This window comes from Asticcacaulis aquaticus (assembly GCF_028550415.1).
Classification (GTDB): Bacteria; Pseudomonadota; Alphaproteobacteria; order Caulobacterales; family Caulobacteraceae; genus Asticcacaulis; species Asticcacaulis aquaticus.
Genome location: NZ_JAQQKX010000006.1, coordinates 72,767 through 88,211 on the forward strand (window position 1 = coordinate 72,767; position 15,445 = coordinate 88,211).

Sequence of the window (15,445 nt, forward strand, 5' to 3'; positions counted from 1 at the left end):
AACCTTATATCACGGTCGCCAGACATAGTCGGGGTGTGCGGTAATGCCTGACGGTATATCCGTCAGGTCCGCACCCTTTTTCGGATCGTCCTGCGACGCCTGATCGACGAAGCCGGAATAGGCACCCTTGCTTAGGGTCGGGCCGCCGCGCAGTTCAACATCGCCGTAAAGCTTCGCCGTGCCGCCGATGGTCGCCTTCGGCTCGAACATGCCGATGCCCATAAAGCTGGTGCGGACGACGGCCTTGTCCTTGACCGTGACGCCATTGGAAATGATGCTCAATCCGCCGACCACGGCGTCGCCCGATACTTCGCCGCTGAGGATCAGGGCGTGGTCCTCGATGCGGGCGCGACCCGTCACCTTGCCACCCAGAACGCGGGCCTGAGGCCCGACATAGACGGTGTCGTCCACCTGCGCGCCGTCGGCGACCCAGCCGCCGCCATTCTTATGCTTGTGGCCTTTGGCTGAAGGGGCAGGCGCACCGGCCTGATAGCCTTCGGGCATGGCCCCATCAAACGATGCCATCCACGGATAGCGATAGACCGAATGCCACGGCTGATCCCACTGGATCTTCTGGTATATGTCCGGCGCGCCCATGACGACCAGATAGAGCGCCTTATCGTCGGCCCTGACGGGGAAGATCATGTCGCCGTCCGCGCCATCGACCACCGGGCTAATGCGCGATTTGCCGTTGGCCCCGATGGCGACCACGCCCCAGCGCCAGTTCGAACCGGGATCGGCGACGGCCTTCGGTTCATCAGTAAGGCCGGGCAGGGCGTTGGCGGGCTTCGCCTGCACCACGCCACGGAACGTCACCGTGACCTTTTTCGCGCCCGCATCGGGGATCAGTTTCACGATATTGTAGCCCCAGCGCTGTGGCGCCCAATCGAACGGTACGGCGAACTGACGCTTCTTGGCATCGATCGGATCGAGCTGCGTCACGCGCAGGACGCGCTGCCCGTCGCGCTGATCATAAGACCCGTACTTTTCGCGATATACGACGCCCTGATCCGCACCGTCCGGGTTGATATAGTCCCAGTTGACGTTATGCAGGGCCCAGTTACCGAAGACGTCGTTCAGGTCGGCCACGCTCCAGCCCTGAGTACGCATCAGCACCACGAACGGATCTTCCTGCTCGTAACCCGCCTGACCGGGTTTCAGCGCCTTGGACCACAGGTCGTTGACGGCGGCATAGCCGTACTCGTTCTTCAGATATTCGAGGAACTGCCAGCTACAGTAACGGTCGCGCGTCGAGCCGTAATAGAGGTGCGGGAAGTTGACTAGCATCTCCGAGCAATGGACGTTGTCGCGGAAGAACGGCAACTGATGCGTGATCCAGTTGGCGTGGTTTTCCCACAGCCAGCCCGAATAGATCGAATCGCGGAAGCCGCGCGACGCCCCCTGAAGCCCGTGGGCGAATTCATGCGCCAGCCCCCAGTTGTCTTTCAGCGACAGAGGGTGAATCCACATCCCCATATCGCGCTCGCCCGTCGGGCCGCCGGACAGGGCGAAGGTCGGGTCGAGATTGATATTGGCCTTGTGCTTCTTATCGGTGTCGCAGTAGGGGACGGCGAATTCGGTCCCCTGCATGTAGAATTTCCATATATATTCAAGCTTTTCGCCCGCCGACACCGCGTCGGCCTTGTTGACCGCGCCTTCTTTCCAGCGGAAGGCGTAGTGCTCGGTCTCATATTGCACCGGGGCTTCTTCGGGCGTGCCGGACACCACGGTATAGGTGCCGCTCTTGCAGGCTTCGCGCGCGTTGCCCTCTTGAGCATTTGCAGCGGACGAGACGGCGAGGGCGGTCAGCAGGGCCGCCGTGGAAATCAAAGCGCGCATCGGGAATCCTATTGAGCAGTGAACAGGCGCAGGCCGAAGACCATGCCGGTGGAGCGGTTGTTGGTCGGTTGCAGGCGGACGAGGACCGTCGATTTGCCCCTGGTGAGCGCTTCGGGGATGTCGTAGGTCTCGTCGAAGAACTCGCCCGGTTTAGGCGCGTTCGGATGCGAGACGCTGACGGCCTTTTGCCCGTCGATCAGGATGTCGTAGGATCGTTTGTCGTCGCCCCAGTAGGTCGCCTGAAGTTTCAGCGGACCCGGGTCTTTGCCGTCGTCGTGGCGCACCTTCATCGTGAATTGCATGAAGCCGCCCTGACGCGCGTCGCGCCCGTTGCGCCCGCGATAGGTGCCCGGCCACGAGACGTCCGATTCGAGATTGTGGTCGCGTTCGGGCTGCATCTCACCGAGGTACATGACATCCACCGAGCGCGCCGCCAGATCGCGCTGACGTTCCTGTTCGGCGAGGAAGGCGGCTTCTTCGGTTGTCCACTGAGTCTGGGTGAATTTCTTGAAATAGACGCCGCTACGGCGTTCATACTGGCTGTAAAACGGCACGAAATCCATGTCGCCGGGACGACCGGAGCCCTGCGTGCGGTAATGAGCCTTGTCCGGCGCCACCGGTTTGAACGTCGCCAGCAGGTCGTCGCCGACCAGCGCCGGTTCGGTGCCCGTATAGGGCATCTCGACCGAACCGAGATCGGCGGCCAGCACCAGCGGCCCGTGCAGCAGGGCACCAACCTGCGCATTATCGCTGGTCGCTTCAAAACGCAGGTCGAGCGGCAGGCGGAGTTTGACCTTGTCGCCCGCGCTCCAGACGCGCTCGATGATCAGATAACCGCCGTTGCGCGTGCCCTTGACCGGCTTGCCATTGAGGCTGAGATCGGCGGTCTTTGCCCACGCCGGGACGCGCAGGGCCAGCTTGAAGGCCGTCGGACGACGCAGGGCCGGGATCGACAGGTGGATATCGCCGTCATAGGGATAGCCGGTATCGAGGCGGATTTGCGCGCCTTTTGACGCCCATTTCGCGGTCGCCGGGATGTACAGATTGACGAACAGGGTGTCCGTCGTCTCCCAGAAGATCGACTCGCCGTGCTTGGCGTGGCTTTCCATCCCCGAGCCGTGGCAGCAGGTCCAGTTGTCGACCGGATCGGAGAAGCCACGCGCGGCCCCGGTAAACAGCGGTGTCATATAGCTGAACATCCCGGTCTTCGGGTTTTGCTGTGCCAGGACGTGATTGAAGTGGGCGCGCTCGAAATAGTCGAAATAGCGCGCGTCCGGGTTCCAGCCGTACAGGTGCCGCGTCAGCTTGAGCATATTATAGGTGTTGCAATGCTCGCAGGTCGCTTCGGTAATGTGCTTGGAGATCGTATCCGGCGCGAAGAAATATTCGCGGTCGGCATTGCCGCCGATGACGTAGGAATGGTGGTTGACGACGCGCTCCCAGAAGAAGCTGGCGGCTTTCTGGTGTTCCGGCTGGCCGGTGACCTCGTATAGGGTCGCTTCGCCCAGAAGCTTGGGCACCTGCGTATTGGCGTGATTGTTGGCCAGCTTGTCCTCGCCCGCCATCAGCGGATCGATGATGCGCTTGTGGTGCAGACGGTTGGCCAGAGCCAGCCAGCGCGGGTTCTGCGTGCGGCGGTAAAGCTCGGCGAACGAGTCGTTCAGCCCGCCGAATTCACAATCCAGCACCTTCTGCACCTGCTCGTCGTTCAGGGCGCGGAAAACCTTGTCGATATAGACGCCAAGCCCGACAGCGACGGTCAGGCCCTTGTCGTGACCGCAGAAGGTCTGGGCGTCGAACAGGCCGCTATAGAGCTTGTGCCAGTTATAGAGCGGCACCCAGCAGCCGTTGAGGTCGAAGCCGGCCGAGCGGATATCGCCCACCATGATTTCCGGGAAGATTTCCTTGCCGTCGACGACCGTGCCGTCCTTGCGCTTGCGCGTGAAGCCCGCGACATAGCCGTCGCCCTGAGCGCCCTGAATCAGGGCCAGTTCGTCGATGATATAGGCGGCGCGTTGCTTCAGCACGACATTGCCCGTCTGAGCGTGCATAAGCGAAATGGCCGACAGATAATGGCCCAGGCTGTGTCCGGCGATGGTGTCGCGCTCCCAGCCGCCGTACATCTCGGCTCTGGGCTTCAGGCCCGCGCCCTTGCGGAAATTGTGCAGCAGGCGGTCCGGATCGACGCTGAGGAGGTACCGCTCATTGACATCGACCGCCGTTTTGAACGGCGAGGGCAGAAGGCGCACATCCGACAGCGGTAGCGAGCGCAGGCCGGGTCTTGCTGCTGCCGTGGCGGGAATCGCCGCCAGCAGCCCTAAGGCCGCTGTACCGGTCATGAGGTCGCGCCGCGTGGTGTGAGTCGAGCCGGTCATGTCATGCCTCCGTTTGTTTATTGGTATACCATATACAAATGAAGGGGCAAGTCGTTTATGTCCGACTTATGACCTTGCGATAAACCGAAAACGAAAGCGCCCTATATACACATTAATATCGCAGGATAATTTTACGCCTTGAGACCTCTCGATATGGTGTGACATCGTGACAACAGATTTTGTCCTGTTAATAAAAATGACATTTATTGGTCGTATATCGTATAAAATATTTTGACTACCGACGTTTTTCGTGTCCTTCTTACCCTCAGACGAGCGCACAGTCAGGGGACGGGGCGCCACATTGTCGAGGGATCAAGATGCTAAACGTCAGTAAAAAGAAAACCTTTATGCTGGCCGCTACGGGGTTGGCGGTCATCATGCACTGCACGCCGGTGTTCGCTCAGACGACCACGGCGCCTGCGGCGGAAGCCGACGACGAAGAAACCGTCGTCGTCGTCAAAGGCCTGCGCAAAAGCCTGCAGTCGGCCGTGGACAAGAAGCGCAAGTCCGCGCAGATCGTCGACGCCATCGATGCCGAAGACGTCGGCAAGCTGCCGGACAACAATGTGGTCGAAGCTCTGGCGCACGTCACCGGTGTTCAGATCACGCGCGCCCGTGGCGAAGGCGAAAGCCTGATGATCCGCGGCATGAGCGACGTTCAGACGACCCTGAACGGAAGCCCGAACAATGCCGGTGTCGGTCGCGCGGCCTCGCTGAACGACATTCCGGCCGAACTGCTGAAATCGGTTCAGGTCTATAAGACCCGCACCGCCGATCAGGTCGAAGGCGGGATCGCCGGTACGGTGAACGTCGATCTTCGCCGTCCGCTCGACCTGAAAAAGGGCTGGACCCTCGCGGGCAGCGTCCGCAACGTCTATGGCAGCATCGGCGATACCGAAAGCCCTTACGGCAGCGCCCTGATCGCCAAGCGTTTCGACACGCCCTATGGCGAGATGGGCTTCCTGGTTAACCTGTCCTATCAGGAAAATAACTATAACGAACAATATGTTCAGAGCGAAACCCCGGCATCGTTCTGGTGTTGCGGCACCCAGTGGACCAGCGTGCCCGGCGCGACCGATGCTCAGAAGGCCGCGAACAATATCTCCATCTATCGTGCACAGTACGGCGTCGAAAGTGGTAAGGTTCGCCGTCCGTCGCTAAACGCGTCCTATCAGTGGCGCATCAATGATCAGCTGGATGTCGTGCTCGAAGCCTCGTCGTTCAAATCACGCGAAAACCGTGCCTATAGTGCGCTCAACACCCGCATCAAGGACAGCCCGGGCGTTTTGTCGAACATCCGCTACGCCGCCGACGGCAAGACGATCATCGGCATGACCGTGACGGACCCGAACACGACGGATGGCGATATCCTGCCCGTCGGTCCGACGTCGCGCGACGACTTCAATGTGGCCGAAAACAATCGCGTCAACTTCGAAGCGCACTGGCACAACGAAAAGACCAACGTCAATTTCACGGCCTATCGTGATGAAAATTCGTTCAATAACCAGTGGATGACCCAGACCCTGCGTCTCAAAGGGTTGACCGGCTTTACCATCGATATGGTGTCGAACAAGATTCCCGGCGGTGGTCCGTTCGTGGAATATCTCGGTGCCAGCCCGTCGAACATAAGCAACTACACGCTCAAGGAATTCGAAGACGGCAAGGGTTTCGAAAGCAGCAAGGAAACGGTCTTTGCGCTCGATGTCACGCATCGTCTCAGCGATGACAAGTTCTTCCGCACCCTGCAACTGGGCGTTCGTCATACCGACCGCGATCTGGGCCGCGCCTATGGTTACCGCTACGCTGGGTTCAATACACCGGTAGCCCTCACCAGCGTTCCGGGTGGCAGCACCTACGAACTGGTTCAGAGCGAAGCGGGCGGTTCGGGCCTGCCGAGCTGGTATCGCATTTCACGCAACAGCCTGCTGCAAAACTACGATGCTTTCCGGCAGTACCTGTTCACCCAGCGCTCCTACCATGGAGGATCGGGCGACTGGGACGACAAGGTGGTCGATACTGAACAACTGCTCGGCAGCTTCGAATCCAATGAAAAGACGTCGGCCATCTATGCCCAGATTACCTATGGGTTCAATGTCGGCGCTATTCCGGTCGACGGTATCGTCGGTGTACGCTCTGTGACCACCGCAGGTAACAGCACGACCATGAGCCGTCGCAATATGCTGGTGAACGGCGTCTACATGGAAACGCCCTTCGAGGTGTATCAGGAAGGCGAGGGTACAGATGTCATGCCTAATGCCAATGCGGTGATCCACTTCACGCCGAAACTGCAGCTGCGTCTCGCTTACGGCGTCAATATCCAGCGCCCGAACTTCTCGGATACCAGCACCTTCGTCTTCTACGATACCCTTGGCTGTAACTGTGGTTACGGTGGCAACCCGAACCTGCGCCCGAACAAGGAAACCAGCTATGATGCGTCGCTGGAATACTATTTCGGCCGCGGGGGTATCCTGTCGGCAGCCATCTACCAAAAGGAACCGGATGGCTTCATCATCTGGGGCTATACCTTCGAAGATTACAATGGCTCGCGTTATCGCATCAGCCGCCCGGTCAATGCCGCCGGTGGTATGTTCCAGGGTATTGAACTCAACGCGCAGGGCTTCTTCGACTTCCTGCCGAAGCCGTGGAGCAATTTCGGTGCTCAGGCCAATGTGACCTATAACAACAAGGCCGAGATACTTTTCGAGTACTATAACGGTGAGCCGATCACCCAGGCGCAGATCGACACGATCCCGGGTATCTTCGACGCGCCGAACAACTCGAAAACGACCTATAACTTTGCGCTTTACTATGACACACCGAAGCTGAGCGCGCGTGTCGCCTATAACTATCGCGACAAGTGGCGCGCCAATCTCGACGGCTATTCGGCCCTCGGTTACAGCACCTATTACCAGCCAACGGAGCGTCTCGACGCGGCCATCAACTGGACGCCGGTGAAATATATGACGCTGTCGCTGGAAGGTACGAACCTGACGGAAAACAATACAAACACCTATTACGGGGCGAATAATATCATTCCCGCCGGTGTTCGGGTGGCGGCTCGTACGATCCAGTTGAGTGCGCGTTTCCGCTACTAAGAGACGTTGTTAAGATAGAAGGAAAGGCCTCAGCCGTTCGCGGTTGGGGCCTTTTTCATAACGCAAAGTATATCGTATAAAGTATTTGACTTTGTGATGAGATCGGAGGACCATGCGCAGGTGTTTTTCAGGGGTAATCCAATGCTGGCAAAAGTGATGGGTTTAAGCGTGATTTTGGGAGGCCTGGCCGGGGCGGCTTTGGCGGAGACCGTCGTTCTGAACGTGCCCGGTACGGCCATGCCATGGAGCCTTAAGGCCAATCCCAACATTCCGTTCGGGCGCAATGACGGCACCAAGCCGGTTGAGGTCAAGGGCCTGAAAATCGTGCCGGGGGCGTCGATCCGCATTACGGCGACCGGCACGACCTCGACTATTCCCGGCGGGGCTTTTTTCGGACCGGCGGGGCAGGCCGATTTCGTCGCGACGGAGCAGCCCGGTGGGTCGGGCACGTTGTTTCCGGCGCGCTTTATCGATCCGTCCAGCTATCCGGTGCATCTGAATGAACTGGTCGGCGTGTTCGTCGATGACAAAGGGGCGCTGGTGGCACGGCCTTTTGCCGTAGGAGAGGCCTTTACCGTAACCGTCCCGGCGCGCGCTAAAAAACTCCAGTTCGGATTGAACGACGATATTTTCGCCGACAATGCCGGTACGCTGACGGTTACGGTGATCACCGAAGACTAAGGCGGCACGCACCTTTAAGTTTACGCCCGGCGGCTCAGGTCGCCGGGTCACGTGTATGAGAGAAGTACCTGTTATGGCTTTGAAACCGATTTTCCTCGCTGTCTGCCTGTCGACCCTGTCTATGGGGCCGGTGACGCAGGTCTTGGCTCAGGCCTCTGTGACGGCGCCCGATCCGCGCGCGGTAAAGGCCGACATGTACCTGCCGGGTAAGGTGGGGGCGCTGATCACCGACCTCGATATCCGGGCGCGGTTTACGGGCGGGGGCAAGGGCGTGATATATCGTCTGGGCGCGAAGGGCGCAGGGCGCATCGTCCATGCCGATTCCGCCACCGGCACGCTGACCGATATCGTTACCGAAGCCACTCTGACGCCGATGCTGACGGCGCAGGGCGTGAAAATCGAGGGTGTCGCGGATGTGCGTCCGCTCGATTACGACGCCGACAAAAAGGTGCTTAAGCTCGCCGTCAACGGCCGCGAATGGCTCTATGAGGCGGGGGCGCTGAAGCCGGTTATCCCGCCGGCGAAGGACGATGGGCTGATGTCGCCGGACGGCAAGTCGAAGATCATCGCGCGCAACTACAATCTGTGGCTGGTCGATGTGGCGACGGGACGTGAGACGGCTCTGACCACCGACGGCAGCTACGACCGGCGCTACGGGCAGAACTATCCGCTGCTGGGGGCCATGGCGGCGGCCAATTCCGAGACGCCGGATGCGCGCATCGCCGCGCAGTGGTCGGCGGATTCGCAGAAGCTTGTCACCTACCGCATGGACCGCAACGGCAGTTATATCTGGCACGCCGTGCAGCAGAACCCGCCGGGCAGTCAGTTCCCGCGCGAATTTTCCTACGTCTACCCCACCGCCGGGGCGAAGGACGTGCCGCAGATCCATCCGCTGGTCATTGATGTGGCCGCAGCGGGGAAGGGCGGGCTGTCGCCGGTCAAGCTGCTCGATGTGCCCTCTCTGTCGCTGCTGTGGCCGGGCGATCCGCCGATCTACTGGGACGAGTCGGGCAAGGTCATCTACGAATGGCAGGCGCGCGGCTATGGCGAAATCACGCTCTACGAAGTCGATCCGGTGACGGGTAAGGCCGATCTGCGCGTGCGTGAGGCCCTGAAGCCACTGGTCACGGTGACATCGAGCGGCATCCGCAACGCGCCGGAACTGGGCGGCTATCTGGTCATTTCCGAACGCAGCAACTGGGCGCAGCTTTACTTCATCAAGCGCGGCGAAGACCCCAATGGCGGCAAGGCCCTGACCAAGGGCGCGTGGGAGGTCACCGAGATCAACCACGTCGCCAAGGACGGGGTCATCCTGATCACCGGCATCGGGCGCGAGGCGGGCGTCAATCCGTATTTCAAGAGCCTGTACCGCGTGACGCTGGACGGGAAAATCAGCCATCTGACGCCGGAGCCTCTGGACCACGAGGTCAAGGTCTCCGACGACGGGCAGTGGATCATCGACCGTATGTCGTCGCCGACCGTGCCGACGAAAACCGTCCTGCGCCGGGCGGTCGACGGCGCCATCGTTGCCGAACTGGGCCGCGCCGATCCGTCGGTCTTGCTGGCCACGGGATTCACGCCGCCGGAGCCGTTCGAAACTTTGGCCGATGACGGCAAGACCAAGCTTTACGGCATGATCTATCGCCCGGCCAACTTCGATCCGTCGAAGTCCTATGCGGTGATCGAAAACGTCTATACCGGTCCGACGACGCACCGCTTTGGGGAGTCCTATGAGGACAATGTCGTCGCCTCGACCAATGCCCTGGCGCAGTACGGCGCTATCGTGGTGACCATCGATGGGCGCGGCACGTCGCAACGCGGCAAGGTATTCCGCTTACCGGCCTATCAGAACCTCGGCGAAGTCGGGCTGGACGATCACATCCACGTCCTCAAGGCGATGAAAGCGAAGTACCCCTATTTCGATCTTAACCGCGTCGGCGTCTATGGCGGTTCGGCGGGCGGCTACGATACGGCGCGGTTTCTTCTGCGGCGGCCCGACTTTTACAAGGTCGGGGTGGCTTCGTCGGGCAATCACGATCTCAGGCTCGACAAGGCGTGGTGGCCGGAAGTGTCGATGGGCATAGCGGATGATGCGACGTGGGAGCGCAACTCCAATATTTCCGTGGCCAAAAACCTCAAAGGCAAGCTGATGCTGATCCACGGCGATATCGACGACAACGTGCCCGTGGCGGCTTCGCTGCGCCTGTCGGAAGCCCTGATCAAGGCGGGCAAGCCACACGAACTGGTCATCCTGCCCAATACAAATCATGCGGTCTTTCAGCCCTATTACTGGGACAAGCTGACCGGCTATTTCGTCACCAACCTGATCGACGTCAAACCTTAGAAACTTGCCATATGACTCTGTTTTTTAAAACGATTGCCGCGTCGTCAGTGCTGCTGGCCGGAGCCACTCAGGCCGAGGTGTGGACGACGGCATCGCCGGACGGTCGCGTGGCGATCACGCTGGACAAGGCGTCTGCGGGCCTGCCCAAATACGCGGTGACCTTCGAAGGCAAGCCGGTTATCGCGACGTCGGAGCTTGGCTTGCGCACGGATGTGGCGGGCTTCGGCGCGAAGGGTTTTGAGATCGCCGACGTCAAGGTGCGTCAGGTCAACGAGACCTATGCCATTGTGCTGGGCAAGGCGAAGAGCGCGCCGGACGTCTATACGGAAACCGCACTCACCTTCAAGGAAACGGGCGGTGAGCGGCGCTTAGGTATCGTCGTGCGCGCCTATGACAATGGTGTGGCCCTGCGGTACGTCGTGCCGAACCAAGGGGATTTCCAGAGCTTCGGTATCTACGGTGAAAAGACCGAGTTTTCGTTCCCGAAGGACTACGACTGCTGGGGGCTGAATCTCGGCAAATATCACAACGCCCACGAAGGCGAGTTCGACGCGGTCAAGGCCTCGATGATCCGCGACCACAGCCTCTACGACTCGCCGCTGGTGTGCAAGACGGGCGAAGGCGAGACGGTGTTTGCTCTGGCCGAATCCGATGTCGAGCACTATCCGGCGACCTACTATAATCGTAAGGGTGACAATGGTTTGGGCGTGGCAGTTAAACTGCCGCCACGGCTCGACAGCGACTCGATCAAGCCCTATGTGGCGAAGATCAGTCAGACCGGCACCGAATTCAAGACGCCGTGGCGTGTGGTGATGATTGGCGACAGCGCGCGCGATCTGGTCGAATCGAATCTGATCGCCACGCTGGGCGCACCGTCGAAGATCAAGGACACAAGCTGGATCAAGGGCGGCAAGAGTGCCTGGGACTGGTGGAACGGATTCAATGCGCCGGTCGCCAATCCGGGTATCAATACCGAGACCTACAAGGCCTATGTCGATTTCGCCAAAGAGATGGGGCTCGATTACATCCTGATCGACGAAGGCTGGTACGTCGGTTCCTCGACGCGTCCTAAGCCGGGCTCGGATGTGACCAAACCCATCGCCGCCGTCGATATGCCGGCGATCATCAAGTACGCCAAAGACCGCGGTGTGCGCGTGATGATCTGGCTGCAATGGGAGCAACTGGACTGGCAGATGGACGCCGCCTTTGCCGCCTATGAAAAATGGGGTATCGCCGGGGTCAAGATAGACTTCATGGACCGTTCCGATCAGGACATGGTCGACTATTTCCACAAGGTGCTGTCGAAGGCCGCCGACCACAAGTTGCTGGTCGACCTGCACGGGGCTTATGCGCCGAACGGTTTGGTGCGGACCTACCCCAACTACGTGACGCAGGAAGGCGTGCTGGGGGCCGAGTACAACAAGTGGACGACGCGGATCACCGCCACGCACAACGTTACCTTGCCCTTTACGCGGATGATTCTGGGGCCGATCGACTATACGCCCGGCGGCTTTGCCCACCGCACGCCGGAGACCTTCGCGATCCACGAAAACCGTCCCCTGACCCAGACGACGCGCGGGCAGGCCGTCGCCATGTATATCGTCTACGACAGTCCGCTGGTCATGGTCTCCGATGCGCCTCAGGCCTACAAGAAGCCTGATGGCCATTGGGAAGACGGCGTCGAGGTCATTCAGGCCGTGCCGACGACGTGGGACGAGACGCGCGTCCTGCTGGGCGATATCGGACAATATATCGTCACCGCCCGCCGCAAGGGCGATCGCTGGTTCATCGGGGCCATGACCAATGAACAGGGCCGCACGATCGAGGTGCCGCTGAGTTTCCTTGGTGATGGCGCTTTCAAGGTCCGCCTATGGCAGGACGGGGCCACGGTCTCGACCCTCACAAAATCGGACGCCGAGGTGACGAAGGCCTCAACGATGAAACTGGTGATCGCGCCGTCAGGCGGGGCGGTCGCGATCATTGATGCGAACAAAAATCGTAAATAAATCAGATATATTGCAAAATCGTATATTTTATATTTGACGACGCCATCGGGTGATGGTTTAAATTTCACAGATCGGATGTGACGGGCCTCTCCGGGAATGTCGTGTCCGATCTGTGCGTACCAAGCGCGTCGGGGTGATCGGTTTTGCTTCCTTAGGCCGGGTGTCGTCCCGCGCGCGAGACTTCAAGCGTCCGTCGTGTGGAATCTTCCCGACGGGCGCTTCTTTTCAGAGCGCATTCCAAAAAGTGTACAGCGGTTTTTGGATTCAAATGCGCGTTAAACTTTAAACGACTTAGAAAGACCCGCCATGACCTTTTCCGCCGCGTCGACGCTGTCCCGCCGAACCAGCCTGATCGCTCTGGCGTCGGCCTTTGTCGCGCCCGCCGTGGCGCGCGCCGAGAACCTGTGGAACAGCCCGGACGCTCAGACCCTGTTGTTCGAAACGCCGGACTTCATGGTCTCGCTTCAGGAAACCTCGCAGACCCTCGTCTCGTTGGCCCCCAAGGGCGTCGGCGGCGGCTTCGATTTCGCGCCGTCGAACAAGTTCACCCAGCGCCTCGGTGATGGCTGCTATCGTCTGGGCGATCTCGACCTGCGCGTCCGCTCTGAAGGTGAAGAGGCATGGAGCGACCATTCGACGGCCTTCAAGCGCGTCAAGGTCAAGGCATTGCCGAAACCCAAGGGGGCGCTGGCGGCGGCGGATATTACCCCCAGCCTTGGCAACCTGCCGCTGAAGGTCGTACGGACCTGGGCGGTGGTCGGCGGTAAGCTGGTGCTGAAATTCACCCTGAGCAACCCGACCGCCAAAACGATCGAGGTCGGCGGCCTCGGCATCGCCATGGTCTTCGACAACATCATCACGGGCCGTCATCTCGAAGAAGCGCACGACGTCGCCTCCTTCTACGACCCCTATGTCGGCCTGAATGCCGGCTATCTTCAGGTCAACCGCCTGAACGGGCAGGGGCCGTCGCTGCTGGTCCTGCCGGAGACCGACACGGCGAAGTTCGAGCTGTACAAGCCGATCCTCAATGGCCGCAACGAAGACAAGACGCCGAAGATCTACACCGATATCGAACCGCGCAACATGACGTTCGAAGGCTTCTATAACTGGATGACCAATGCCAAGGGCTTCGCCGACACGGAATGGAAGGGCATCGAGCAGTGGAACACGCCGACCTCGCTGTTCATAAAGCCGGGCGCGTCGACCACGGTGGCGGTGAAGTTCGTTCTGTCGCCGACGATCCGCGAGATCGAACCGACGCTTATCAAACATAACCGTCCCGTGGCCGTGGGCCTGCCGGGCTATGTGGTGCCGACGGACCTGCCCGCCGACCTGTTCCTGCATGCGCCGAAGGCCGTCAAGGACATCGCCGTGCGTCCGGCGGGGGCGCTTGAGGTCACGCCTGCGGGCACGGTCAAGGGCGGCTGGCTCAAATACACGGTCGCGGGCAAGGTTCTGGGCCGCGCGCGCCTCGACGTCACCTATGCCGACGGCACGCAGCAGACGATCCACTACAAGGTCACCCAGCCGCAGGATCTGGCCGTGGCGAAGATGGGTGAGTTCCTGACCACCAAGCAGTGGTACGAGAACCCGAACGACGCCTTTGGGCGTTCGCCGTCGATCATGATCTATGACCGGGAAACCAACAAGCTGGTGCTTCAGGACAACCGCGTCTGGGTCTCGGGCCTGAGCGACGAGGGCGGGGCTGGGGCGTGGCTGGCGGCGATCATGAAGCAACTCGACAATCCGAACGCCGAAGAAGTGGCGAAATTCGAACGCTTCGCCAACAGCACCCTATGGGGCAAGATCCAGACCGCGGAAGGTCCCGACAAATACGGCGTGCGCAAGTCGGTCATGTTCTACGACCCCGAGGGCATGCCCAAGGGCACCTATGACGAGAGCCTCAACTGGAAGGTATGGTCGGCCTGGGATCGCAAGCACGCCGCCGATCTGGGGCGCTCTTACAACTACCCGCACCCGGCGGCGGCGTGGTGGACGCTCTACCGCGTCAACCGCTACCACACCGGCATGGCGACGGGCGAGACGTGGCAGACCTATCTGACCCGCGCGGCGGAAACGACCAAGGCCATGATGACCAAGGCGCCGTACTATACGCAGTTCGGTCAGATGGAAGGCGATGTCTTCGTCTATATCCTTCAGGACCTGAAGCGCGAGAAGATGGATACGCTGGCGTCCGAGGTCGAGTCCCTGATGAAAGGCCGCGTCGATCACTGGAAGACGCTGAAATATCCGTTCGGCTCGGAAATGCCGTGGGATTCGACCGGTCAGGCCGAGGTCTATATGTGGATGCGCTATTTCGGCCATCAGGCACAGGCCGATGTGACCCGCGAAGTCATCATGGCCTATGATCCGGCCATTCCGCACTGGGGCTATAACGGCTCGGCGCGACGGTTCTGGGACTTCCTCTATGCCGGCAAGCAGTCGCGCATCGAGCGTCAGTTGCACCATTACGGCTCCTCGCTCAACGCCGTGCCTTTGTTCGACGCCTACCGCGCCGCGCCGGACGATCTCTATATGCTGCGCGTCGCCTATGGCGGTTTGATGGGCTCGCTGACCAATATCGACGAAGAGGGCTTCGCCTCGGCGGCCTTCCACTCCTTCCCCGACGCCATGAAGTGGGACGCCATCAATGGCGACTACGGCATGAGCTTCTTCGGCCACGCGGTGTCGTCGGCGTCGTACCTAGTCAAACACCCGACCTTCGGCTGGACAGGCTTTGGCGGCATCGTGAAGACGACGGGTTCGGTCGTCACCTTCACGCCGAAGGACAGCGCCCGCCGCCGGGTGTTCATCGCGCCCGCCGGTCTGTGGATCACGCTCGATGCCGGTAAGATCGCCGCCGTCGCCTACGATACGGCCACCGGCAAGGTCAGCGTGACCTTCGATGCGGCTGACGCCCATACGCCCAAGGCCTATGTGACGGCGGAAGCGACCGTCAAGGGCGCGAAGGCTTACAGCGCCAAGGCGCCGGTTGAACTGGGGGCCTACGCGGTGACGCTGGGCGCCGCCCCGGTGACGCTGAACCTTCTGCCCGCTTAAATATCAAAACCACGCCGCTCACCACGGCGTGGTTTTTTTACGCCG

Annotated in this window: 7 protein-coding genes; 5 read left to right on the plus strand and 2 right to left on the minus strand. The window is 60.4% G+C overall.

Annotated features, from left to right (window positions below; all coding sequences use genetic code 11):
• Positions 1–9: 9 nt before the first annotated feature.
• Together PQU92_RS09115 and PQU92_RS09120 are read right to left on the minus strand one after the other, a co-directional pair.
• The gene (locus PQU92_RS09115; protein ID WP_272747904.1) at positions 10–1,839 is read right to left on the minus strand and encodes an Svx/AvrXca family virulence/avirulence protein; all 1,830 of its coding nucleotides are present in this window, start codon (positions 1,837–1,839) and stop codon (positions 10–12) included.
• An 8-nt stretch (positions 1,840–1,847) separates the two neighbouring features.
• A complete protein-coding gene (locus PQU92_RS09120; RefSeq protein ID WP_272747905.1) occupies positions 1,848–4,214 on the minus strand; it encodes a glycoside hydrolase family 127 protein in 2,367 nt (788 codons plus the stop codon).
• A 347-nt stretch (positions 4,215–4,561) separates the two neighbouring features.
• On the opposite strand from PQU92_RS09120, the gene PQU92_RS09125 reads away from it, so the two are divergent.
• The 5 genes from PQU92_RS09125 to PQU92_RS09145 all read left to right on the plus strand — a co-directional run bounded on the left by PQU92_RS09125 (position 4,562) and on the right by PQU92_RS09145 (position 15,400).
• Positions 4,562–7,309: a TonB-dependent receptor gene (locus tag PQU92_RS09125; RefSeq protein ID WP_272747906.1), complete on the plus strand. Its 2,748-nt coding sequence runs from the start codon at positions 4,562–4,564 to the stop codon at positions 7,307–7,309.
• Between the two features lie 168 nt (positions 7,310–7,477).
• Complete coding sequence (locus tag PQU92_RS09130) at positions 7,478–7,990, plus strand: hypothetical protein (protein WP_272747907.1); 513 nt, start codon at positions 7,478–7,480, stop codon at positions 7,988–7,990.
• 73 nt (positions 7,991–8,063) lie between these two features.
• Entirely contained in the window at positions 8,064–10,334 is a 2,271-nt protein-coding gene (locus PQU92_RS09135; protein WP_272747908.1) for a S9 family peptidase, read from the plus strand.
• Between the two features lie 11 nt (positions 10,335–10,345).
• Positions 10,346–12,340 (plus strand): glycoside hydrolase family 97 protein, encoded by a 1,995-nt coding sequence (locus PQU92_RS09140; protein WP_272747909.1) that lies wholly within the window; start codon positions 10,346–10,348, stop codon positions 12,338–12,340.
• A gap of 306 nt (positions 12,341–12,646) precedes the next feature.
• Positions 12,647–15,400: a DUF5695 domain-containing protein gene (locus tag PQU92_RS09145; protein ID WP_272747910.1), complete on the plus strand. Its 2,754-nt coding sequence runs from the start codon at positions 12,647–12,649 to the stop codon at positions 15,398–15,400.
• The last annotated feature ends 45 nt before the right edge of the window (positions 15,401–15,445 follow it).

Bases quoted from the DNA above. Each gene is read 5' to 3' on its own strand.
- PQU92_RS09140 (WP_272747909.1), top strand. From the start codon at position 10,346: ATGACTCTGTTTTTTAAAACGATTGCCGCGTCGTCAGTGCTGCTGGCC.
- PQU92_RS09135 (WP_272747908.1), top strand. From the start codon at position 8,064: ATGGCTTTGAAACCGATTTTCCTCGCTGTCTGCCTGTCGACCCTGTCT.
- PQU92_RS09120 (WP_272747905.1), bottom strand. From the start codon at position 4,214: ATGACCGGCTCGACTCACACCACGCGGCGCGACCTCATGACCGGTACA.
- PQU92_RS09145 (WP_272747910.1), top strand. From the start codon at position 12,647: ATGACCTTTTCCGCCGCGTCGACGCTGTCCCGCCGAACCAGCCTGATC.
- PQU92_RS09115 (WP_272747904.1), bottom strand. From the start codon at position 1,839: ATGCGCGCTTTGATTTCCACGGCGGCCCTGCTGACCGCCCTCGCCGTC.
- PQU92_RS09125 (WP_272747906.1), top strand. From the start codon at position 4,562: ATGCTGGCCGCTACGGGGTTGGCGGTCATCATGCACTGCACGCCGGTG.